This is a genomic window from Roseateles sp. FW305-36 (assembly GCF_058787015.1).
Window position 1 is genome coordinate 87,503 of record NZ_JBYSZK010000014.1, and the last position, 22,270, is coordinate 109,772.

General features: G+C 66.7%; 16 protein-coding genes and 4 tRNA genes. 5 read left to right on the forward strand and 15 right to left on the reverse strand.

What is annotated here, in order from left to right; translation table 11 throughout:
* The 10 genes from AC3WOE_RS22890 to AC3WOE_RS22935 all read right to left on the reverse strand — a co-directional run bounded on the left by AC3WOE_RS22890 (nucleotide 1) and on the right by AC3WOE_RS22935 (nucleotide 11,150).
* Nucleotides 1-76, reverse strand: a tRNA-Gly gene (locus AC3WOE_RS22890).
* A gap of 11 nt (nucleotides 77-87) precedes the next feature.
* Nucleotides 88-161: transfer RNA gene (locus AC3WOE_RS22895), tRNA-Cys, on the reverse strand.
* Between the two features lie 74 nt (nucleotides 162-235).
* Nucleotides 236-311 (reverse strand) — tRNA-Gly (locus AC3WOE_RS22900).
* A gap of 122 nt (nucleotides 312-433) precedes the next feature.
* A complete protein-coding gene (gene lon / locus AC3WOE_RS22905; RefSeq protein ID WP_492693697.1) occupies nucleotides 434-2,848 on the reverse strand; it encodes an endopeptidase La in 2,415 nt (804 codons plus the stop codon).
* Between the two features lie 70 nt (nucleotides 2,849-2,918).
* Nucleotides 2,919-4,187 (reverse strand): ATP-dependent Clp protease ATP-binding subunit ClpX, encoded by a 1,269-nt coding sequence (gene clpX, locus AC3WOE_RS22910; RefSeq protein ID WP_492693698.1) that lies wholly within the window; start codon nucleotides 4,185-4,187, stop codon nucleotides 2,919-2,921.
* A gap of 142 nt (nucleotides 4,188-4,329) precedes the next feature.
* Nucleotides 4,330-4,938, reverse strand: a complete 609-nt coding sequence (gene clpP / locus AC3WOE_RS22915; protein ID WP_492693699.1) for an ATP-dependent Clp endopeptidase proteolytic subunit ClpP — start codon at nucleotides 4,936-4,938, stop codon at nucleotides 4,330-4,332.
* Between the two features lie 113 nt (nucleotides 4,939-5,051).
* Nucleotides 5,052-6,365: a trigger factor gene (tig, locus tag AC3WOE_RS22920; protein ID WP_492693700.1), complete on the reverse strand. Its 1,314-nt coding sequence runs from the start codon at nucleotides 6,363-6,365 to the stop codon at nucleotides 5,052-5,054.
* 28 nt (nucleotides 6,366-6,393) lie between these two features.
* Nucleotides 6,394-6,480 (reverse strand) — tRNA-Leu (locus AC3WOE_RS22925).
* 331 nt (nucleotides 6,481-6,811) lie between these two features.
* Nucleotides 6,812-9,997: an efflux RND transporter permease subunit gene (locus AC3WOE_RS22930; RefSeq protein ID WP_492693701.1), complete on the reverse strand. Its 3,186-nt coding sequence runs from the start codon at nucleotides 9,995-9,997 to the stop codon at nucleotides 6,812-6,814.
* Nucleotides 9,998-10,010: 13 nt separating this feature from the next.
* Entirely contained in the window at nucleotides 10,011-11,150 is a 1,140-nt protein-coding gene (locus tag AC3WOE_RS22935; protein WP_492693702.1) for an efflux RND transporter periplasmic adaptor subunit, read from the reverse strand.
* A 143-nt stretch (nucleotides 11,151-11,293) separates the two neighbouring features.
* Between AC3WOE_RS22935 and hpnC the strand changes: the two genes are divergently transcribed.
* From hpnC to hpnE, 3 genes are all read left to right on the forward strand, one after another.
* Nucleotides 11,294-12,118 carry a squalene synthase HpnC gene (gene hpnC / locus AC3WOE_RS22940; RefSeq protein WP_492693703.1) on the forward strand — a complete coding sequence of 275 codons (825 nt, stop codon included), beginning with the start codon at nucleotides 11,294-11,296 and terminating at the stop codon, nucleotides 12,116-12,118.
* On the forward strand, nucleotides 12,115-12,963 hold the full coding sequence (gene hpnD / locus AC3WOE_RS22945; RefSeq protein ID WP_492693704.1) for a presqualene diphosphate synthase HpnD: 849 nt from the start codon (nucleotides 12,115-12,117) through the stop codon (nucleotides 12,961-12,963). Before hpnC ends, hpnD begins: the two co-directional genes overlap by 4 nt.
* 88 nt (nucleotides 12,964-13,051) lie before the next feature.
* Nucleotides 13,052-14,326, forward strand: a complete 1,275-nt coding sequence (hpnE, locus tag AC3WOE_RS22950; protein WP_492693705.1) for a hydroxysqualene dehydroxylase HpnE — start codon at nucleotides 13,052-13,054, stop codon at nucleotides 14,324-14,326.
* Here hpnE and AC3WOE_RS22955 read toward each other — a convergent pair.
* Nucleotides 14,266-15,378 carry a TIGR03790 family protein gene (locus AC3WOE_RS22955; RefSeq protein ID WP_492693706.1) on the reverse strand — a complete coding sequence of 371 codons (1,113 nt, stop codon included), beginning with the start codon at nucleotides 15,376-15,378 and terminating at the stop codon, nucleotides 14,266-14,268. The genes hpnE and AC3WOE_RS22955 overlap by 61 nt on opposite strands.
* Nucleotides 15,379-15,412: 34 nt before the next feature.
* Here AC3WOE_RS22955 and AC3WOE_RS22960 point away from each other — a divergent pair, with 34 nt between their 5' ends.
* Entirely contained in the window at nucleotides 15,413-16,183 is a 771-nt protein-coding gene (locus AC3WOE_RS22960; RefSeq protein WP_492693707.1) for an IclR family transcriptional regulator, read from the forward strand.
* 53 nt (nucleotides 16,184-16,236) lie between these two features.
* Here the strand turns inward: AC3WOE_RS22960 and pbpG are convergent, their stop codons facing one another.
* From pbpG to pssA, 4 genes are all read right to left on the reverse strand, one after another.
* Nucleotides 16,237-17,232, reverse strand: coding sequence for a D-alanyl-D-alanine endopeptidase (gene pbpG / locus AC3WOE_RS22965; RefSeq protein ID WP_492693708.1), 996 nt, complete (start codon nucleotides 17,230-17,232; stop codon nucleotides 16,237-16,239).
* A 380-nt stretch (nucleotides 17,233-17,612) separates the two neighbouring features.
* The gene (locus tag AC3WOE_RS22970) at nucleotides 17,613-19,154 is read right to left on the reverse strand and encodes a 2-isopropylmalate synthase (RefSeq protein ID WP_492693709.1); all 1,542 of its coding nucleotides are present in this window, start codon (nucleotides 19,152-19,154) and stop codon (nucleotides 17,613-17,615) included.
* On the reverse strand, nucleotides 19,151-20,839 hold the full coding sequence (gene leuA / locus AC3WOE_RS22975; RefSeq protein ID WP_492693710.1) for a 2-isopropylmalate synthase: 1,689 nt from the start codon (nucleotides 20,837-20,839) through the stop codon (nucleotides 19,151-19,153). The genes AC3WOE_RS22970 and leuA overlap by 4 nt, the downstream gene beginning before the upstream one ends.
* A 196-nt stretch (nucleotides 20,840-21,035) precedes the next feature.
* On the reverse strand, nucleotides 21,036-21,860 hold the full coding sequence (pssA, locus tag AC3WOE_RS22980) for a CDP-diacylglycerol--serine O-phosphatidyltransferase (protein WP_492693711.1): 825 nt from the start codon (nucleotides 21,858-21,860) through the stop codon (nucleotides 21,036-21,038).
* Nucleotides 21,861-21,931: 71 nt separating this feature from the next.
* On the opposite strand from pssA, the gene AC3WOE_RS22985 reads away from it, so the two are divergent.
* Nucleotides 21,932-22,267: an NIPSNAP family protein gene (locus AC3WOE_RS22985; RefSeq protein ID WP_492693712.1), complete on the forward strand. Its 336-nt coding sequence runs from the start codon at nucleotides 21,932-21,934 to the stop codon at nucleotides 22,265-22,267.
* Nucleotides 22,268-22,270 lie beyond the last annotated feature (3 nt).

Below are 22,270 nucleotides of genomic sequence, written 5' to 3' on the forward strand. Positions count from 1 at the left end.
TGGAGCGGGTAACGAGGCTCGAACTCGTGACCTCAACCTTGGCAAGGTTGCGCTCTACCAACTGAGCTACACCCGCATGGTGCGTTTTGGAGGCGCGATCCGGAGTCGAACCGGACTAACCGGATTTGCAATCCGGGGCATAACCGCTTTGCTATCGCGCCGCCGTAAACCCAAATCAAAGTCGTTGGTGCGACTTTGACGAAAAAGGGAAGCCGGGGCTTCCCTTTTGAAAAACTGGAGCGGGTAACGAGGCTCGAACTCGTGACCTCAACCTTGGCAAGGTTGCGCTCTACCAACTGAGCTACACCCGCATTGCCGGCGCAATTTCTTGCGCTTTGCAATTTCGCCGAATCGTTTGGATTTCTCTTAGCGATCTAGCGAAGCTGGCATTGTAATCCAATTTTTGGTCGGATGACAAGCCAGCTGCACTTCTTCAGTGAGGGACCGCCGAGCTCTTGGCGGCACCGTCTTCCGGCTTGGCCGCGGCGACGGGGACTTCCTCGTCGGGCAGCGGCGTCGGCACGGATTCCAGGGCCACCTCGAGCACGCGCTCGATCCAGCGCACCGGCACGATCTCGAGCTGGTTCTTCACGTTCTCCGGAATGTCCTGCAGGTCCTTGACGTTCTCTTCCGGGATCATCACGGTCTTGATGCCGCCGCGGTGGGCCGCGAGCAGCTTCTCCTTCAGGCCACCGATGGCGGTCACTTCACCGCGCAGCGTGATCTCGCCGGTCATGGCGACATCGGCACGCACCGGGATGCCGGTCAGTGCAGACACGAAGGCAGTGGTCATGGCCGCACCCGCGCTCGGGCCGTCCTTGGGCGTGGCGCCATCGGGCACGTGGACGTGCACGTCGCGCTTCTCGAAGACCTCGTCCTTGATGCCCAGGCGGCGGGCGCGCGAGCGCACCACCGTACGAGCCGCCTCGACGGACTCCTTCATCACGTCGCCCAGCGAGCCGGTGCGGATGATGTTGCCCTTGCCCGGCATCGCGGTGGCTTCGATGGTCAGCAGATCGCCGCCCACTTCCGTCCATGCGAGGCCGACGACCTGGCCAACCTGGTTCTTCTTCTCGGCACGACCGAAGTCGTACTTGCGCACGCCCAGGAAGTCGTTGAGGTTGTCCTCGGTGACCGTGACCTTGCCTTCGTAGGTCTTGAGCTGCAGGCCCTTGACCACCTTGCGGCAGATCTTGGACATCTCGCGTTCGAGCGAGCGCACGCCGGCTTCCCGCGTGTAGTAGCGGATGATGCCGCGCACGGCGGACTCGGTGACTTCCAGCTCTTCGTCCAGCACGCCGTTGTTCTTGCGTTGCTTGGGCAGCAGATAGGTCTGGGCGATGTTGACCTTCTCGTCCTCTGTGTAGCCCGACAGGCGGATGACTTCCATGCGGTCCAGCAGGGCCGGCGGGATGTTCATCGAGTTGGACGTGGCCACAAACATCACATCGGACAGGTCGAAGTCGACCTCGATGTAGTGGTCACCGAAGGTGTGGTTCTGCTCGGGGTCCAGCACCTCCAGCAGCGCCGACGACGGATCGCCGCGGAAGTCCATGCCCAGCTTGTCGATCTCGTCGAGCAGGAACAGCGGATTGCGCGTACCGACCTTGGTCAGCGACTGCAGCACCTTGCCCGGCATGGAGCCGATGTAGGTGCGGCGGTGGCCGCGGATCTCGGCTTCATCGCGCACGCCACCCAGGGCCATGCGGATGAACTTGCGGCCGGTGGCGCGGGCCACGCTCTGGCCGAGCGAGGTCTTGCCGACGCCCGGGGGGCCGACCAGGCACAGGATGGGCGCCTTGACCTTCTCGACGCGCTGCTGCACCGCGAGATATTCAAGGATGCGGTCCTTGACCTTCTCGAGGCCGTAGTGGTCTTCGTTCAGCACGTCCTCGGCATTCTTGAGGTCGTGCTTGATCTTGGTCTTCTTGCTCCAGGGCAGGTTGACCAGGGTGTCGATGTAGTTGCGCACCACCGTGGCTTCGGCGGACATGGGCGACATCAGCTTGAGCTTCTTGAGCTCGGCGTCGGCCTTCTTGCGCGCTTCCTTGGGCATGCGGGCCGCGAGGATCTTCTTCTCGAGCTCCTCCATGTCGGCGCCTTCTTCGCCGTCACCCAGTTCCTTCTGGATGGCCTTGACCTGCTCGTTCAGGTAGTACTCGCGCTGGCTCTTCTCCATCTGGCGCTTGACGCGGCCACGGATGCGCTTTTCGACCTGCAGGATGTCGACCTCGTGCTCGAGCAGGTCGAGCAGCTTCTCCAGGCGCTTGGCCACTTCGGCCAGGTCCAGCACGGCCTGCTTGGCGTCGAGCTTGAGCGGCAGGTGGGCGGCGATGGTATCGGCCAGGCGGCCCGGATCGTCGATGCCGCCGATGGACGTGAGGATCTCGGGCGGGATCTTCTTGTTGAGCTTGACGTACTGGTCGAACTGCTGCGTCACGGCGCGGCGCAGGGCCTCGACTTCGGGGGCGTGCTCGGTCTCGGGCGGGATGGGCGTGACTTCGGCGACGAAGTGCTCTCCCGGCTCGGTGATGGAGCTGGTGGTGGCGCGCTGCAGGCCCTCGACCAGCACCTTCACGGTGCCGTCGGGCAGCTTGAGCATCTGCAGGATGCTGGAGACGCAGCCGACCTCGAACATGTCTTCGGGCTTGGGCTCGTCCTTGCCGGCGGCCTTCTGGGCGACCAGCATGATCTGACGGCCCGCTTCCATCGCAGCTTCCAGGGCCTTGATGGACTTGGGACGCCCGACGAACAGCGGGATGACCATGTGCGGGAAGACGACGACGTCACGCAGCGGCAGCAGCGGCAGCGTGATGGGATCGGCGGGGAGGATGGGATGTCCGGACATGAAGACCTCTCTTTCTCAGGCCGATATCGGGCCTGAGGGGGCGATTGCAAGTTGAGGGCTCAGTGGCGGTTTACGCGCTGGCCTTTTGTTCGCGGTAAACCAGCAAGGGACGTGCCGACGCGTCCTCGATGTTGTGCTCGTCCAGCACGACCTTCTCGACGCCTTCCAGCGCCGGCAGGTCGAACATGGTGTCGATCAGGGACTGCTCCATGATGGATCGCAGGCCGCGCGCACCGGTCTTGCGGGCCAGCGCCTTGCGGGCGATGGCGGCCAGGGCCGGCTTGCGGATCTCGAGCTCAACGCCGTCCATCTCGAACAGCTGCTGATACTGCTTGACCAGGGCGTTCTTGGGCTCGGTCAGGATCTGCACCAGCGCGTCCTCGGTCAGCTCGCCCAGCGTCGCGACGACGGGCAGGCGGCCGACCAATTCGGGGATGAGGCCGAACTTGATGATGTCCTCGGGTTCGCACTCGCGAAAGACCTCGCCGACGCGCTTGTCGGACTTGCTCTTCACGGTTGCACCGAAGCCGATGCCGGACTTCTCGCTGCGGTTCTGGATGACCTTCTCCAGGCCGTCGAAGGCGCCGCCGCAGATGAACAGGATGTTGGTCGTGTCGATCTGCAGGAAGTCCTGGTTGGGGTGCTTGCGGCCACCCTGCGGAGGTACCGAGGCCATCGTGCCTTCGACGAGCTTGAGCAGGGCCTGCTGCACGCCCTCGCCCGACACGTCGCGGGTGATGGAGGGGTTGTCGGCCTTGCGCGAGATCTTGTCGATCTCGTCGATGTAGACGATGCCGCGCTGCGCACGCTCGACGTCGTAATTGCAGTTCTGCAGCAGCTTCTGGATGATGTTCTCGACGTCCTCGCCGACATAGCCCGCTTCGGTCAGCGTCGTCGCATCGGCGATCACGAAGGGCACGTTCAACAGGCGCGCCAGCGTCTGGGCCAGCAACGTCTTGCCGGAGCCGGTGGGGCCGATCAGCAGGATGTTGCTCTTGGAGAGCTCGACCGAATCCTTGGTCGTGCTCATGTGGCGCAGGCGCTTGTAGTGGTTGTAGACCGCGACGGCCAGCGTGCGCTTGGCCACGTCCTGGCCGATGACGTATTGATCGAGGCTGGCCTTGATCTCGCTCGGCACGGGCAGATCGGACTTGCCGGCACGCGCGGCAGGCGCCGGCGCCGGGATCTCGTCACGGACGATGTCGTTGCACAGCTCGATGCACTCGTCGCAGATGAAAACCGAGGGTCCGGCGATCAGCTTTTTGACTTCATGCTGGCTCTTGCCACAAAACGAGCAGTACAGAACTTTTTCGCTGGAGGTGCCTTTTTTGTCGGCCATTGGGTCTGCTCGGGAAAGCCGTTGAACAGGCGAGGTGCCTGAATGATGATAGTCCAAACGATCTCGGGGCCCTTGTAGGGATAAGGGCCCCGATTTCGCAGCGAATCCGGGGCTGGTTACAGCCCCTCACGTACCCGATCGATCAAGGCCGGTGTTCCAGCACCTGGTCGATCAGGCCATAGCCCTGGGCCTCGGCCGCGGACATGAAATAGTCGCGTTCGGTATCCGACTGGATTTTCTCCAGCGTCTGGCCGCTGCGCTCGGCCAGGATGCGATTCAGGGTCTCGCGAGTCTTCAGGATTTCACGCGCATGGATTTCAATATCCGTGGCCTGGCCCTGGGCGCCGCCCAGCGGCTGGTGAATCATCACCTTGGCATTGGGCAGGGAGAAGCGCTTGCCCTTGGCGCCGGCCGCCAGCAGGAAGGCGCCCATGCTGGCCGCCATGCCCATGCACAGCGTCGAGACTTCGGGCTTGATGAACTGCATGGTGTCGAAGATCGACATGCCGGCCGACACGCTGCCGCCGGGGCTGTTGATGTAGAGCGAGATCTCCTTGTCGGGGTTCTCGCTTTCCAGGAACAGCAGTTGGGCGACGACGAGGTTGGCCACCGCATCATTGACCGGGCCGACCAGGAAGACGATGCGCTCGCGCAGCAGTCGCGAATAGATGTCGTAGGCGCGCTCGCCTCGGCCGGACGTTTCGATGACCATGGGCACCAGGCCCAGGTTGGTGGTGTCGAGAGCGCTCATTCAGGTCCTTGAAATCAGATTCAGCTTCAGCCGTTATGGGGGCGGATTATGAGGTTGCAAGCAAAAGGGCGCCGAGCCTCGCGGCACGGCGCCCTTGCCTGAGCCAGGGGCTATCAGTTGCCGGCGGCCATCAGCTCGTCGAACGGCAGGGCCTTGTCGGTCACCTTGGCCGTGGTCAGCACGAAGTCCGTGACGTTGTTCTCGACACAGACGGCCTCGACTTCGGCCATGCGCTCGCGGTCGCTCAGGTACCAGCGCATCACTTCAGCGGGCTTCTCGTAGCTCTGCGACAGCTCTTCGATGTGCGACTGCAGCTGGGCCGGCTTGGCCTGCAGGTTGTTGGCGCGCACCAGTTCGGAGACCACCAGGCCCAGGCGCACGCGGCGCTCGGCTTGGGGCTTGAAGATGTCCGTCGGGATCTCGGCCTTGTCGGCGTCCTTCACGCCACGCTTCTTCAGGTCTTCGCGGGCCTGCTCGACCATGCGGGCGGCTTCGCCCTCGATCAGCGCATTGGGCACGTCCAGCTCGGAAGCGGCGACCAGGGCGTCCATGACGGCACCCTTGTTGCGGGCCAGCACGCGGAACTTCACTTCGCGCTCGAGGTTCTTCTTGATGTCGGCGCGCAGGCCTTCGACCGTGGCTTCCTTGATGCCCAGGGACTTGGCAAAGGCCTCGTTCACGTCGGGCAGGTGCTGGGCTTCGATCTTCTTGACCGTGACGAGGAAGTCGGCTTCCTTGCCGGCCACATCCTTGCCGTGATAGTCCTCGGGGAACTGCAGCGGGAAGGTCTTGCTTTCGCCGGCCTTCATGCCACGCACGGCGGCGTCGAACTGCTCCAGCATCTGGCCTTCGCCGATCAGGAACTGGAAGCCTTCGGCCTTGCCGCCCGCGAAGGGCTCGCCGTCGATCTTGCCTTCGAAGTCGATGGTGACGCGGTCACCGGCGGCGGCCACGTCGGCGGCAGCGCGCTGGGCAAAGCTGCGACGCTGCTTGCGCAGGATCTCGACGGTCTTGTCGATGGCGTCGTCGGTGACTTCGCTGTTGACGCGCTCGACTTCAGCGGCGGCCAGGTCGCCGATCTTGACTTCGGGATAGATCTCGAAGGTCGCGTCGAAGGCCATCTGGCCATCCGGCGCTTCGTTCTTCTGCTCGATGCGGGGAGCACCGGCAACGCGCAGCTGGGCTTCGTTGGCGGCGGTCATGAAGGCTTGACCGACCTTGTCGTTCACGACTTCGTACTGCACCGAGTAGCCATAGCGCTGGGCGACGACGTTCATCGGCACCTTGCCGGGACGGAAGCCGTCGGCCTTGACGGTGCGGGCCAGCTTCTTCAGGCGCGACTCGACTTCGTTGTTGATGTCAGCGGCCGCCACGTGCAGGGTGATGCGGCGTTCCAGCTTTTCGAGGGTTTCGACGGTGACGGCCATGATGGACTCGGGAACAGTTGAAGGACAGTGGTGCGCGGGGCCGGACTCGAACCGGCACGCCCGTGAAGGCGTCAGGACCTAAACCTGGTGCGTCTACCAATTTCGCCACCCGCGCAACGGGTTGGTTCTGGTGGGGCGGCTCATGACGAGCAACCCCTTTAGCGACGATTCAGGCGATTCGGCAAACCGGCGATTGTAGCGACCTCGCACGGCCCACCCGCCGCCCCGATGCGCGGGGCGGCAAAACCCTAAAAAAAGTGAGCCCCTCGCCCAGCCCGGGGACGAGGCCGCATGCGGCATTGAGCCGCTGGCGGCCTCAAGCGGGCCGGCTCGGCGAACTGGAGTCGGACACAAGCAGTCCCTGCGGACTGCTTGTGCCTACGGAAGGCCTTGGGCCTCTGGCCCAAGGCAGGCCCAGCGCTCGGCCCGGAATGCAACACCGACGCTCAGGCTGGTTCGGACGCTTCGGTGTCGGCGAACCGGCTGTGCAGCCGGCTGTGCTCCTCTTCCTGAGGGCGCACGACGCGGAACCAGGCCGCGTACATGGCCGGCAGGGCCAGCAGGGTCAGCACGGTGGCGACGATGAGGCCGCCCATGATGGCGACCGCCATCGGCCCCCAGAACACGCTGCGCGACAGCGGGATCATGGCCAGCACGGCCGCCGCCGCCGTCAGCACGATGGGGCGGAAGCGCCGCACCGCCGACTCGACGATGGCCGACCAGTCCGGCACGCCGCGGGCGCGGTCCTGCTCGATCTGGTCGATCAGGATGACGGAGTTGCGCATGATCATGCCCATCAGCGCGATGACGCCGAGCAGGGCGACGAAGCCGAAGGGACGGTTCAGCACCAGCAGCGCGAAAGCCGCGCCGGCAATACCGAACGGCCCGGTCATGAAGACCAGTATGGCCCGGCTGAAGCTATGCAGTTGCAGCATCAACAGCGTGAAGGTGATGAAAAGCATGATGGGCACGCCCGCCGCGATGGAACCCGTTCCCTTGCTGCTCTCCTCCACGGCGCCGGCGATCTGGATGCCGTAGCCGATAGGCATCTGCTTCTGCAGTTCATCCAGCTTGGGCCAGACCTCCTTGGTCACCGTGGCGCCCTGCAGGCCCTCGGCGACGTCGCCCTGCACCGTCACGGCATACAGGCGCCCTTCGCGCCACATGACACCGGGCTCCCAGTCGAAATCGACCTTGGCGATCTGCGTCAGCGGGATGGCGCGGCCGGTGCTGGTGGGCACATAGGCGTTGGCGATGTCGGTGATGACGGCGCGCTCTTCCATCGGCTGGCGCAGCACGATGTCGATGAGCTTGTCGGCCTCGCGGTACTGGCCGATGACGCTGCCCGACAGCAGGGTGCGGGCCGACTGCGCCAGACTCTGGCTGGACACGCCCAGGGCCCGAGCCTTGTCCTGGTCGACCTTGAGCCGCAGCATCTTGACGTTCTCGTTCCAGTTGTCATTGACGCCGCGCATGTTGGGGCTCGCGCGCAGGATGTCCTTGGCCTTGTCGGCCCAATCGCGCACGATCTTGGGGTCGGCGCCAGTGACGCGGAACTGCACCGGATAGGGCACCGGCGGGCCATTGGGCAGCAGCTTGACGCGACCGCGCGCTTCCGGGAACTCCTCCGCCAGCACGGCCGGCAGGCGCTTCCTCAGGGCCTCGCGCTCCTCCAGGTTCTTGGGCAGCAGGATGGACTGCGTCACATTGGCCTGCGGGAAGATCTGGTCCAGAGGCAGGTAGAAGCGCGGCACGCCGGAGCCGATCCAGCTCGTCACGGTGGCGATGCCCGGCTCCTTCAGCATGCGCGCCTCGAAGCGCTTGGCGAGAAGCTCCGTCTCCTGGATGGTGGACCCCTCGGGCAGCCACAGGTCAACCAGCACCTCGGGGCGACTGGAGTCCGGGAAGAACTGCTGCTGCACCCGACCCATGCCGACCAGGCCCAGTGCGAACACCAGCAGCGTGATGGCGATGGTCTTCCAGCGGTTTTCCACGCACCAGCGCACCACGCCGCGGAAGCGGTTGTAGAAGGGCGTGTCGAAAAGCTCGTGCACCTCGCCCTCGGGGGCGGGCTTGGCCTTCAGCAGCAAGGCGCCCAGGTAAGGTACGAAGTAGACGGAAACCGCCCAGGAGATGACCAGGGACGCGGCCGTCACGGCAAAGATGGCGAAGGTGTACTCACCCACCGTCGACTTGGCCAGGCCGATGGGCAGGAAGCCCACCGCCGTGATCAGCGTGCCGGTCAGCATGGGCATGGCCGTCACGTCGTAGGCGAAGGTGGCGGCGTGCATCTTGTCGTAGCCCTCTTCGAGCTTGCGCACCATCATCTCGACGGCAATGATGGCGTCGTCCACCAGCAGGCCCAGCGCGATGATCAGCGACCCGAGCGAGATCTTGTGCAGCCCCACGCCCCAATAGAACATCGTCGTGAAGGTGATGGCCAGCACCAGCGGGATGGTGATGCCGACGACGAGGCCGGGCCAGACGTCGATGCGCAGCGGCCGCGTGTGCAGGCCCAGCGAGATGAAGCTGACGGCCAGCACGATGACGACGGCCTCGATGAGCACGTGCACGAACTCGCCCACCGAGGTCGTCACGGCCTTGGGCTGGTCCTGCACCTGCTCGAGCTGGATGCCGGCAGGCAGTTCGCGCTCGATGTCCTTGAGGGCGACGGTCAGCGCCTTGCCCATGGCGATGATGTCGCCGCCCTTGGCCATGGACACGCCCAGGGCCAGCACTTCCTTGCCCTGGTGGCGCACCTTGGTGGCCGGCGGGTCGACGTATTCCCGCTTGATCTCCGCGATGTCGCCCAGGCGCATCTGGCTGGCCACGCCGGTCTGCGGGTTGATGGCGCGGATGGGCACCTCGGCCAGGGCCTGGGCCGTGTTGAACTGGCCCTGCACGCGGATCTGGAAGTTGGCACTGCCGGCGTTCAGCACGCCCGCCCCTTCGACCGCGTTCTGCGCGCCGATCTGGGCGATGACCTGGTTGAAGTCCAGGCCCAGCTGGGCCAGTCGCTTCTGCGAGACCTCGATGAAGACCTTCTCGGGTTGGACACCGAAGATCTCGACCTTGGCCACGTCCTTGACCTGCAGCAGGGCCTGGCGCACGCGGTCGGCATGCTCGCGCAGTTCCTCGCGGCTGAAGCCATCGGTGGACAGCGCGTAGATGGAGCCGTAGACGTCACCGAACTCGTCGTTGAACACCGGCCCCAGCACGCCCTGGGGCAGCGTGGCGCGCATGTCGCCGATCTTCTTGCGCGTCTGGTACCAGAGGTCAGCCACCTCCTTGGGCGGCGTGTTGTCCTTGACCTGGAAGATCGTCAGCGACTCGCCGGGCTTGGTGTACGAACGGATCTTGTCCGCGTGATTCACCTCCTGCAGCGTCTTCTCGATCTTGTCGGTGACCTGGTCGGCCATCTGCTGGGCCGTGGCGCCCGGCCAGAAGGCCTGGATGACCATGGCGCGGAAGGTGAAGGGCGGGTCCTCATCCTGGCCGAGCTGGAAATAGGCGACGAAGCCCATCAGCATCAGCACCACCATCAGGTAGCGCGTCAGGGCCGGATGCTCGAGCGCCCAGCGCGAGACATTGAAGCCGCCAACGTGGGGCGATTTGGTGATATCGGGACTCATGTGCAGCCCCGGATCAGCGTGAGGCCGCAGAGGCTGCGGGAGCTGCCGGAGCTGCCGTCGTGCGCGGCGGCACGTAGCGCTTGACCTTCTGGCCCGGGTTCAGCACGTGCACGCCGGCGACGACGACCTCCTGGCCGGGGCTCAAGCCGCCGGCGATGACGACGTCGTTGCCTTCGGCGCCCCCCACCTGCACCGCCACGGGCTTGACCGTCATCGAGGCGCCATCCAGCGTCCACACCGAGGTCTTGCCACCCTGCTGCAGCACTGCCGCCAGCGGCAGCTTGATGACGCCGGCGATCTGCGGCAGGTCCAGCACGACGGTGGCCGACTGGCCGAGCTTGACGTCCAGCTTGCCGGCATCGGCCTTGATGAGGAAGGTGCGGGTGACGGGGTCGGCCGCGGCAGCCACCTCACGCAGGGTCAGCGGATACGTCTTGTCGCCGCCCCACAGCCGCACCTTCAGGGCACCCGCCTGGGAAGCGGCAGCGCGCACGCGGGTGATCTGGTCTTCCGGCACCGAGAACACGATGTCGCGCGGGCCGTCCAGGGCCAGCGTGACCACCGGCGTGCCGGCGGCCAGCACCTGGCCGGGCTCGGCATTGATGCCGGTGACGACGCCTGCGCCATCGGCCACGAGCTGGGCATAGCCCGCCTGGTTGCCCTGCACGTCGGCCTGGGCCTTGGCCTGTTCGAGCTGGGCCTGCGAAGCCTTGAAGGCCGAGTCGCGGCGTTCCAGTTCGGCCGCGCTGATGAATCCCTGGCGCTGCAGGTCGACAAAGCGCTTGTAGTCGGCACCGGCCTGGTCACGGTTGGTGCGGGCGGCCATGACGGCCGCGCTGGCGGCAGCCTCGGCCAGCTTCAGGTCCTGCGCATCGATGCGGGCCAGGGCCTGGCCTTGCTTGACCGAATCCCCCAGGTTCGCCGACCGGCTCAGCAGCTTGCCGCTGACGCGAAAGGACAGGCGCGACTCGATGCGGGGCCTCACCTCGGCCGCATACTCGTGGCTGGCACCGGCCGAGCCGGCGCTGACCACCTGCGTGCGCACCGCGCGCTCCGGCTCGGGCGCGGCGGGCTGCTTGCCGCACCCGGACAACAGGGCGGGAAGCAGAACCGCCAGCAGCAGGGGCGGTGCGAGACGCAGAAGATGGGGCATGCAGACCTCGAAGCGTGAAACGACCAGCCCTGAAATTTAATGACCGGCGGGTCAGTAATGTATTCAGACCCGGTGACAACTGTCAAACCTCGCAGAATTTCGCTGGTACAGCGCGGCTTTGCAAGCGGAACTTGAGAAAAAGCTTGAGCGTCGACCATTACGAGAACTTCCCTGTCGCATCCATGCTGTGCCCGCCCGCGCTGCGGCCGGCGGTGGTCGCCGTCTATCACTTCGCGCGCACGGCGGACGATCTGGCGGATGAGGGTGACGCGCCCAAGCAGGAGCGCGTCACGGCCCTGCGCGACTATCGCGCCGATCTGGCCGCCGTGGTGGCCGGCCAGGCCCCCTCGCCCCGCTGGACGCGGGTCTACGGACCGCTGGGGCGCGAGATGCACCGGCTGCAGCCGCCGCTGCTGCACGACCTCCTCGACGCCTTCGAGCAGGACCTGACCCCGCCCCGCTACCGCGACCGCGATCACCTGCTGGACTACTGCCGCCGCTCGGCCAACCCGGTGGGCCGGCTGCTGCTCGGGCTCTACGGCGTGAACGATGACGTGTCGCTGCGCCGCTCGGACGCCATCTGCTCGGCGCTGCAGCTGATCAACTTCTGGCAGGACTTCAGCCGCGACGGCCCGAACCACCGGCTCTACGTGCCGCAAAGCGACCTCGACCGCCATGGCGTGAGTGCCGCGGACGTGCTGGCCTGCCGGGACAGCCCGGCCGCCCGCCTGTTGATTGCCGACCTCTGCACCTGGGCGCGCCAGCTGATGCTGGAAGGCGCCCCGCTGGCCCTGAGCCTGCGCGGCCGCGCCGGCTGGGAACTGCGCCTGGTCGTGCAGGGCGGCCTGCTCATCCTCGACAAGATCGCGGCGCGTCATCACGACAGCCTGCTGCACCGCCCCGCTTTAAGGGTTTGGGACGGCCCTCGGCTGCTGTGGCGCGCCCTGACAATGCGGGCCGCACCATGAGCCCAGAGCAATACGTCCAGGACAAAGCCGCCGCGAGCGGCTCGAGCTTCTATTACGCCTTCCTCTTCCTGCCGCCGCCGCGGCGGGCGGCGATCACGGCCTTCTATGCCTTCTGCCGCGAGGTGGACGACGTCGTCGACGAGACCCAGGATGCTGGCGTCGCCGCGACCAAGCTGGCCTGGTGGCGCAAGGAGGTGGCCAGCGCCTTTGCCGGCCAGCCCAGCCACCCCTGCATGAAGGCGCTGATGCCCCATACCGCCGCCTACGACATCCGGCTGGAGCATCTGAACGCCGTCATCGAAGGCTGCGAGATGGACCTGCAGCAGACGCGTTATCTCGACTACCCCGGCCTGACGCGCTATTGCCACCTGGTGGCCGGCGTGGTGGGCGAAGTCGCCAGCGGCATCTTCGGCCGCAGCCAGCCGCAGACCATCGAATACGCCCACAAGCTGGGCCTGGCCATGCAGCTGACCAACATCATCCGCGACGTCGGCGACGACGCGCGGCGCGGTCGCATCTACCTGCCGGTGAACGAGCTGCAGCAATTCGGCGTCAAGGCCAACGAGATCCTGCTGCGCAGCAAGCCCTGGGGCTATTCGGATCGCTTCACGGCGCTGATGACGTTCCAGGCCGAGCGGGCGCACCGGCTCTACGACGAGGCCCTGGCCCTGCTGCCCGATGTCGACCGCGTGGCCCAGAAGCCCGGGCTGATGATGGCCAACATCTACCGCGCCCTGCTCGTCGAGATCGAGCGCGAGAACTTCCAGGTCCTGCACCAGCGCATCGCGCTGACGCCGCTGCGCAAGCTCTGGATCGCCATGAAGACCAACTGGCGCGGCAAGTAATGGCCCACCCCCTACCGGCTTCGCCGGCCCCCTCAAGGGGGCACTCCCGACGGCCCGGCAAAGCCGGTTCCGTGGGAGTCGCGCGGTCGTGAAAACAGCGGTCGTAGGGGGCGGCTGGGCAGGTATTGCGGCGGCCGTCAGCCTGGCCGATGCCGGCCACGACATCAGCGTCTTCGAAATGGCGCCCCAGTTGGGCGGGCGGGCACGCAGCGTGGCCGGAGAGCCCCCCTACGACAACGGCCAGCACATCCTCATCGGCGCCTACCGCGACAGCCTGGCGCTGATGCGGCGCCTGGGCGTCGACCCCGACGCCGTGCTGAAGCGCCTGCCGCTGGCCCTGCCCTATCCCGGCGAGCCCGGCCTGAGGCTGCCACCGGGATCGCCACTCATCGCCTTCACGCGCGGCGTGTTGGCCCATGGCGGCTGGCCGCTGTCGGCACGGTTGGGCCTGCTGATGGCGGCGGGGGGCTGGTTGGCCCGCGGTTTTCGCTGCGATGCGAGCCTCAGCGTGGCCGAGCTCTGCGCCGGCCTGCCGACCGCCGTGAAGCGTGATCTCGTCGAGCCGCTGTGCGTGGCCGCGCTGAACACACCCGCGCCTCGGGCCAGTGCCCAGGTCTTCCTGCGCGTGTTGAAGGACGCTCTCTTCAGCGGCCCGGGCAGCGCCGACCTGCTGCTGCCGCGCCGGCCGCTGTCCGACCTTCTCGCCAGCCCCGCCACCGCCTGGCTGGGCGATCGGCTGCGCTTGGGCACCCGCGTGCAGAAGATCGAGGCCGGCTGGCGCGTCGATGGCGAAGCCTTCGATGGCGTGGTGCTGGCCTGCACCAGCGTCGAAGCAGCAAGACTGACCACCGACCTCGCGCCGGCCTGGTCGGCCACGGCGGGCGCACTCGGCTTCGAACCCATCATCACCGTCTATCTGCAAAGCCCCGGCAGCACCCTGCCCTCACCCATGCTGGCCTTGCGCGAAGGGCCGGAGGCGCCGGCGCAGTTCGTCTTCGACCACGGCGCCCTCGGCGGCGCGGCCGGGCGCTTCGCCTTTGTCGTCAGCGGCGCGGCGGCATGGGTCGAACGCGGCGGCTGCGCCGAAGCCGTGCTGGCCCAGGCGCAGCGCGAGCTGGCCTGGACGACGCCGCCCGTCATGGACAAGGTGCTGACCGAGAAGCGCGCCACCTTCGCCTGCACGCCCGGCCTGGCTCGGGCACCCGCGCAGATTGCGCCGGGGCTGTGGGCCGCCGGCGACTACATCGCCGGCCCCTACCCCGCCACGCTGGAGGGCGCCGTACGCGCCGGCCTGGCAGCCGCTCAGGGAATCGGCACCGGCGCGAAAGGCGCGGCCAGAGGTTCGCCGACGAACGCCCCCTGAGCCGGCCAGGCCACACTGTGCCAATAGGCCTCCAAGGCGCTCAGGCCCTGGGCATAGGCCTGGATCAGCATCTGGGGATGCGGGAATTTCTGCAGATGGTTGCAAGGCTCGCTGACGGTGCCATAACTGGCCGTCGCACCGGCATCGATCCAGTCCAGGATGTTCATCTGCCCCTCATCGGCCGGGGGCTTGTCGAGCACACCCCCTGCCGACGTCAGATGGTCGGCCAGCGCGCCGGGCAGCCATTCACCGCCCAGCGGCTTGGGCACACGGATCAGGCCGGTTTCATAGACCAGGATGCGGCGCAGCGCGGGCAGCGCGTCGCTCTTGACGCGGGCCACCTCGAAGCCTGCAGCGCCCGGCACCGGGCCGGCGGGCGGGAAGAGGCGCTCGCGCACATTGCGCGCCGCGTCGGGCGTCGCCGCCAGATAGGCCATGGCAGGCTCGGCACTGCCCGCAGCCAGCGTGTGGTCGGAAGCAATGCCGCGCTCGATCATGGCCAGGGCAGCCGGCACGGAGCGGGCCGCCAGCTGCATCGTCGGTCGCACGCCGATGACCAGCCAGGGCCGCGCGCCGAAGTACGCCGTGTAGGGGCTGGTGCGCGTGGCGGCGCAGGAGTGCGAGCACACCTCGGGCTGCAAACCCACGCCCAGGGCGCTCGTCAGCGAGTTGCACTCGACGGCATAGGGCTGCACCCAGGCCAGGGCCAGGCCGTTGACGTTCTCGGGCATCTGGCTGCGCAGGGTCTGGTCCAGGGCCGCGAATTCCTCGCGCGTCAGGCTGGGCCGCATGGGCAGTTGCACGCGCAGGATCTGTTCGGCCGGGATGCCCCGGCGCCTGGCGTAGTACTCGCCCACCGCGATCGAATAGGGGTCCGCCGTGTTGATGACGAGGCCCAACTCGCTGGCGGTGATGCGGCCATACATCCGCGGCGCCCGAGCCCAGCGGGCCTCGGCAGGCGCGGCGACGGGCTCGGCCGCCTGCGCGGCACCCAGCAAAGCCAGCGACAGGGTCAGTCCTGCTTGCCATCTCCTGAAGCCCGCTTTCGCCATACAAAACACCGGCAATCTCCCCCACAATGACGCCATGAAATCCAAAGAGGCCCAGCAGACCCCGGCAATCCAGGTGCTGGAGCGCATGTTCTCGCTGCTGGACGTGCTGGCCCAGCACCAGGACCCGGTCTCGCTGAAGGCCCTGTCCGAGGCCACCGGACTGCACCCTTCCACGGCGCACCGGATTCTGAACGACCTGACCCTGGGCCGCTTCGTGGATAGACCCGAGGCCGGCAGTTATCGACTCGGCATGCGCATGCTGGAGCTGGGCAATCTGGTGAAGGCGCGCCTCGACGTGCGCGATGCGGCCCTGCCGGCCATGCGCGAGCTGCACAAGTTCACCCACCAGCCGGTCAATCTGTCGGTGCGCCAGGGCGACGAGATCGTCTATATCGAGCGCACCTACTCCGAGCGCTCGGGCATGCAGGTCGTGCGCGCCGTCGGCGGCCGGGCGCCCTTGCACCTCACCTCGGTGGGCAAGCTCTTCCTGGCCAGCGACGACAGCCCGCGCGTGCGCGCCTACGCCACCCGCACCGGCCTGTCGGGCCACACGCGCAACAGCCTGACCGACATCGGCTCGCTGGAGCGCGAGCTGGCCATGGTGCGCCAGCGCGGCATCGCCCGCGACGACGAGGAGCTGGAACTGGGCGTGCGCTGCATGGCCGCCGGCATCTACGACGACCAGGCCAAGCTGGTGGCCGGCCTGTCCATCTCGGCGCCGGCCGACCGGCTGGAGGAAAGCTGGGTGGTGAGGCTGAAGGAAACGGCAGCGCAGATCTCGTCGGCGCTGGGCCACCGGGCCTGACCCCGAAAGCAAAACGCGGCGCCAAGGCGCCGCGTTTCGTTGCATCGTTCAGCTCAGAGCTTGGCCGAAGGCGTCCCGCTGTCGCCCTGGCTGGCCAGCCATTTGCGCATGCGTTCGGCATCGGCGATCCGCGACGCCTTGCCGCTGGAATCCAGGAACACCATGATCAGCTTGCGGCCGGCCATGCTGGCCTGCATGACCAGGCACTTGCCCGCCTCGTTGATGAAGCCGGTCTTCTGCAGGCCGATGTCCCACAGCGGGTTGGACAGCAGGCCATTGGTGCTGTGGAACTGCACCAGGCGCTTGCCCAGGGCCACGCGGGCCTCGCGGGACGTGGACAGGTCGCGCAGCAGCGGCACCTGGCTGGTCACGTTGACCAGCTTGGCCAGGTCGGCAGCGCTGCTCTGGTTGCGGCTGGACAGGCCGGTGGGCTCGACGTAGTGGGTATCGGCCATGCCCAGGGTCTGGGCCTTGGCATTCATGGCGGCGACGAAGGCCTCCAGGCCGCCCGGATAGTTGCGGCCCAGGGCATGGGCGGCGCGGTTCTCGCTGGCCATCAGGGCCAGGTGCAGCATGTCGCCGCGGGTCAGCGTCGTGCCGACGCTCAGGCGGGAGCGGGTGAATTTCTCGGTGTCGATGTCGTCGTCGGTGACCGTGATCTTCTCGTCCAGCGACAGGCCGGCTTCCACGACGACCAGGGCCGTCATCAACTTGGTGATGGAGGCAATGGGCAGGACGGCCTGCGGATTCTTGGAGAACAGCACCTCGTTGGTGTCCTGGTCCAGCACGTAGGCGACGCTGGACTTCAGGGCCAGGGGGTCGTCCACCTGATGCAGGCCGGCGACCTGGCCGAAGGTGGGCACGGCCGGAACGAAGGGCACAGCGGCCTTGCGCAGCACGACGGAGCGCACCTTGCGCGTGGGCGCGGCGGTGGCCTTGGTGGTGCGGGTGGCCTTGGATTTGGTGGTGTCAGCGGCGGCGGCCGTGGCGGCACCGGGCAGTGCGGCCAGAAGGGCGAGGCTCAGAAAAGCAGCGGCAAATGTCTTCAACGGAGGTCCCCAACGCAGGGCGGCAGTGTACGTGACGCCAAAAGTACCGACAAGATAAGAACTTAAGTGAGATACCTCAAGTGAAATCACTTCAGGCTTGCCACCGGTTCTTTCGCTTCGCAGCGGGCTCCAAACGCATGCAAGTAGGCCTTGGCTGACAAGTTAGGGGTATTGGGATCAGCCCCGAATGCCAAGGATTTGCCATTCCGCCGACCCGCTCGCTGCAGGCGGGTCGCCTCTGGACGCCATTCTGGGGGTGCTCCCGGCGCTCCGTAGCAGGAGCACCGGGGTGTTTACGCGCCAGATTGCACGTCGCGTGGTAACGATTGCGACAGCCGTGACCGGGGTCACGGCTGTTACAGCGCCTCCCGGCGCGATGGCTAGCCTTGGGCGGCGACCCGCTCGGCCTTGCTCTGCAGCTTGTTCAGCGCGCTCAGATAGGCCTTGGCCGAGGCCACGATGATGTCCGGGTCGGCGCCCACGCCGTTGACCACCCGGCCAGCATGCTGCAGGCGCACGGTCACCTCGCCCTGGGACTCGGTGCTGCCGCCGGTGATGGCATTGACCGAGTACAGCAGCATCTCGGCACCCGACTGCACGACCGATTCGATGGCCTGCAGCGTCGCGTCCACCGGGCCGTTGCCGTCGCTCTCGGCGCGGTGCTCCTGGTGGCCCACGGCGAAGACGATGGCGGCATGCGGGCGCTCGCCGGTCTCGGAGCGTTGTGACAGCGACAGCAGGCGGTAGTGCTCCGCGTCGTTGATGACCGACTCGTCCATGACGAGGGCGACGATGTCCTCGTCGAAGATCTCGTTCTTGCGGTCGGCAAGGTCCTTGAAGCGAACGAAGGCGTTGTTGACCTCGGCCTCGCTCTCCAGCTCGATGCCCAGCTCCTGCAGGCGCTGCTTGAAGGCATTGCGCCCCGACAGCTTGCCCAGCACGATCTTGTTGGCGGCCCAGCCCACGTCTTCGGCACGCATGATTTCGTAGGTATCGCGGGCCTTCAGCACGCCGTCCTGGTGGATGCCCGAGGCGTGCGCGAACGCGTTGGCGCCGACGACGGCCTTGTTGGGCTGGACGACGAAGCCGGTCGTCTGCGACACCAGCTTGGAGGCGGGCACGATCTGCGAGGTGTCGATGCCGATGTCGAGGCCGAAATAGTCGCGCCGCGTCTTGACCGCCATGACGATCTCTTCGAGCGAGCAGTTGCCGGCGCGCTCGCCGAGGCCATTGATGGTGCATTCCACCTGGCGGGCGCCGCCGACCTTCACGCCGGCCAGCGAGTTGGCGACCGCCATGCCCAGGTCGTTGTGGCAGTGCACGCTCCAGACGGCCTTGTCCGAGTTGGGCACCTTCTCGCGCAGGCGGCGCAGGAAGTCGCCGTACAGCTCGGGAATGGCATAGCCGACGGTGTCGGGGATGTTGATGGTGCCGGCGCCTTCCTTGATGACGGCCTCGCAGACGCGGGCCAGGAAGTCGATGTCGGAGCGGTAGCCGTCCTCGGGCGAGAACTCGATGTCGCCGCACAGGTTGCGGCCGAAGCGCACCGCCAGCGTGGCCTGCTCCAGCACCTGCTCGCGCGTCATGCGCAGCTTCTTCTCCATGTGGAGTTCGCTGGTGGCGATGAAGGTGTGGATGCGGGCGCGCTGCGCGGGTGCCAGGGCCTCGGCGGCACGCGAGATGTCGCGGTCGTTCGCGCGGGCCAGCGAGCAGACCGTGCTGTCCTTGACCGCCGCGGCAATCGCCTTGACCGCCTCGAAGTCGCCATTGCTCGAGGCCGCGAAGCCGGCCTCGATGATGTCGACCTTCATGCGCTCCAGCTGGCGGGCGATGCGCATCTTTTCCTCGCGCGTCATGGACGCGCCGGGGGACTGCTCGCCGTCGCGCAGCGTGGTGTCGAAGATGATGAGCTTGTCGGTCATCGCACGTTTTCCTCTCGAATCTGGGGGACGGCCACCGGCGCCCGCGACAGGCCGGACAGGATGGCCTGCATGGACGCACGCACGATGCTGCCATCAATGCCCACGCCATGGCGAGTCACATCGCCGACGCGCAGCTCCAGGTAGGCCACCGCACGGGCATCGGCACCGCTGCCGATGGAATGCTCGTGGTAGTCCAGCACGCGCACCTCCTGGCCCAGGCGCGACGACAGCGCATTGACGAAGGCGTCGATGGGACCGTTGCCCTCGCCCTGCACATGGCCCATCCAGCCGCCCAGCACGACCTCGGCCGACAGCCGCATCGCGCCGCCCGCCACCTCGGTCATCTGCGGCTGCACGACGGAGGCGCCGGCGTTGCCGATGCCGTACTCGCGCTCGAAGATGGCGTAGATGTCGGCCGCGGTCAGTTCCTTGCCGGCGTCGTCCATGACGCGCTGCACGACCTGGCTGAACTCGATCTGCAGGCGGCGCGGCAGCTCCAGGCCGTACTCGGCCTCGAGCAGGTAGGCGATGCCGCCCTTGCCCGACTGACTGTTCACGCGGATGACGGCGTCATAGCTGCGGCCCAGGTCCTTGGGGTCGACGGGGAGGTAGGGCATGTCCCAAATCTCCCCCTCCCGGCGGGCTGCGAAGGCCTTCTTGATGGCGTCCTGGTGGGAGCCGGAGAAGGAGGTGTACACGAGATCGCCCACGTAGGGATGGCGTGGGTGGACCGGGATCTGCGTGCAGTGTTCGACGCAGCGGCGCACCTCGTCGATGTCCGAGAAGTCCAGCTGCGGGTCCACACCCTGGGTGTAGAGATTGAGTGCGATGTTGACGAGGTCGACATTGCCGGTGCGCTCGCCGTTGCCGAACAAGCAGCCTTCGACGCGGTCGGCACCGGCCATCAGCGCGAACTCGCCGGCGGCCGTGCCGGTGCCGCGGTCGTTGTGCGGATGGACGGACAGCACGATGCTGTCGCGGCGCTCGAGGTGGCGGTGCATCCACTCGATCATGTCGGCGAAGATGTTGGGCGTGCTGTGCTCGACCGTGGACGGCAGGTTGATGATGCACTTGCGCTCGGGCGTCGGCGCCCACACTGCAGTGACCGCATCCACCACGCGCTTGCTGAAGGCCAGCTCGGTGCCGGAGAACATCTCGGGCGAGTACTCGAAGCGCCAGTCGACACCCGGCCGCGCCGCGGCCAGCTCCCTGATCTGGCGGGCATGCGAAGCCGCGAGTTCCACGATGCCGTCCTCGTCCGTGCCGAGCACCACACGGCGCATGATGGGCGCGACGGCGTTGTAGACGTGGACGATGACGCGCCTGGCGCCATCCAGCGACTCGAAGGTGCGCTCGATCAGGTGGGCACGCGCCTGGGTCAGCACCTGGATGGTCACGTCCTCGGGGATGTGGCCGCCCTCGATGAGCAGGCGGACGAAGTCGAACTCGGTCTGCGAGGCGGAGGGGAAGCCGACCTCGATCTCCTTGAAGCCGATCTTCACCAACTGCTGGAACATGCGCAGCTTGCGCGGGATGTCCATGGGCTCGATCAGGGCCTGGTTGCCGTCACGCAGGTCGGTGCTCAGCCAGATCGGCGCACGGGTCAGCACGGCGTCGGGCCAGGTGCGGTCCGGCAATGCGACAGGGGCGAAGGAGCGGTACTTTTGCTGCGGTTGCTTCAACATGGTGTCCATCCGAGGGTGGGTGGCGCAACCAGCAGCCTTTGAAAACACGAACGGCCCGCTGCGGTTGCATACGGGCCGTTGGGGTCAGGTGTGAGCGTACGTGCGCGACTGACTAGCGAACCCGTGGTTCCTCTAGGACTAGTAGCAGGCTAATTCGCGTGGCGCGGCTCATGGGACTGGAATCTAGCACGAAAGCCTATTGATGCAAGCCGCGTTCATCGGGCTCATCCTTGCTTGTGGAGATGACGCTGACCGGCCTGCCCTTGGCCTTGCGCCAGCCGTAGATGACATAGCCCGACAGGCCGTAAACGCAGAAGACACCGAAGAGAACGCGCGATGGGTCGATGGCCGCGAGGCCGATGCCGAGCATGATCACGACGAGCACGACGAAGGGCACGCTGCGCCGGCGATCGAAGACTTTGAAGCTGTAGAAGGGCGCATTCGTCACCATCGAAAGGCCGGCGAACAGCGTCACGCCATAGGCCGCCCAACTCACCCAACCACCCGGTGGCACGCGGTTGGACTCGGCGCCGTCCACGACGGCCCAGATCAGTCCGATGACAAGGGCGGCGGCGGCGGGGCTGGGCAGGCCCTGGAAGTAGCGCTTGTCGACGACGCCGATGTTGACGTTGAAGCGCGCCAGGCGCAGCGCCGCGCCGGCGATGTAGACGAAGGCCGGAATCCACCCCGGCTTGCCCATGTCCTTCAGCGCCCACATGTAGACGATGAGGGCCGGCGCGGCACCGAAGGCAACCATGTCGGACAGGCTGTCCATCTGCTCGCCGAAGGCCGACTGGGTGTTGGTCATGCGCGCCACGCGCCCGTCCAGGCTGTCGAGGATGGCGGCGGCGAAGATGGCCACGCAGGCCACCTCGAAGCGACCGTTCATGGCCATGACGATGGCATAGAAGGCGCTGAAGAGCGCGCACAACGTGATGGCGTTGGGCAGGGCGTAGATGCCTTTGCGGCGGGGGCGGACGGACGTGCTGGGCTCGTCGTCCTCGGTGGGCTCGGGAATCATGGTCGGCAGGATAGCTGACAGATCCCAGCCGATGACGCTCCTAGCATTTCCGAAAACGACAGGAGACCGCCTTGAAACTCATCGAAGTCCGCACCTACCGGCTCAAGCCCGGTTGCGCCGAGCGCTTTGTCGCCTCCGTGCGTATCGCCCTGCCCCTGGTGCGCGCCAGCGGCATGGACGTCGTCGCCTTTGGCCGCTCCGACCACGAGGGTGAGAGCTTCTTCCTGATCCGCGCCTTTGACAGCCGCGAGCAACTCGTGGCCCAACAGGACGCCTTCTACGGGTCGGACGTCTGGCGCCAGGGCCCGCGTGAGGCGCTGGTGGATTGCCTGGATACCTATCTGAACACCCTGCTGTGGCTGCCCGAGGAGGCCGTCGAGGCGCTGCGGTCCAACCACCAGCCCTAAAAG

Bases quoted from the DNA above. Each gene is read 5' to 3' on its own strand.
- lon (WP_492693697.1), bottom strand. From the start codon at position 2,848: ATGTCCGGACATCCCATCCTCCCCGCCGATCCCATCACGCTGCCGCTG.
- clpX (WP_492693698.1), bottom strand. From the start codon at position 4,187: ATGGCCGACAAAAAAGGCACCTCCAGCGAAAAAGTTCTGTACTGCTCG.
- clpP (WP_492693699.1), bottom strand. From the start codon at position 4,938: ATGAGCGCTCTCGACACCACCAACCTGGGCCTGGTGCCCATGGTCATC.
- tig (WP_492693700.1), bottom strand. From the start codon at position 6,365: ATGGCCGTCACCGTCGAAACCCTCGAAAAGCTGGAACGCCGCATCACC.
- AC3WOE_RS22930 (WP_492693701.1), bottom strand. From the start codon at position 9,997: ATGAGTCCCGATATCACCAAATCGCCCCACGTTGGCGGCTTCAATGTC.
- AC3WOE_RS22935 (WP_492693702.1), bottom strand. From the start codon at position 11,150: ATGCCCCATCTTCTGCGTCTCGCACCGCCCCTGCTGCTGGCGGTTCTG.
- hpnD (WP_492693704.1), top strand. From the start codon at position 12,115: ATGAGCCCAGAGCAATACGTCCAGGACAAAGCCGCCGCGAGCGGCTCG.
- AC3WOE_RS22955 (WP_492693706.1), bottom strand. From the start codon at position 15,378: ATGGCGAAAGCGGGCTTCAGGAGATGGCAAGCAGGACTGACCCTGTCG.
- AC3WOE_RS22960 (WP_492693707.1), top strand. From the start codon at position 15,413: ATGAAATCCAAAGAGGCCCAGCAGACCCCGGCAATCCAGGTGCTGGAG.
- AC3WOE_RS22970 (WP_492693709.1), bottom strand. From the start codon at position 19,154: ATGACCGACAAGCTCATCATCTTCGACACCACGCTGCGCGACGGCGAG.
- leuA (WP_492693710.1), bottom strand. From the start codon at position 20,839: ATGTTGAAGCAACCGCAGCAAAAGTACCGCTCCTTCGCCCCTGTCGCA.
- pssA (WP_492693711.1), bottom strand. From the start codon at position 21,860: ATGATTCCCGAGCCCACCGAGGACGACGAGCCCAGCACGTCCGTCCGC.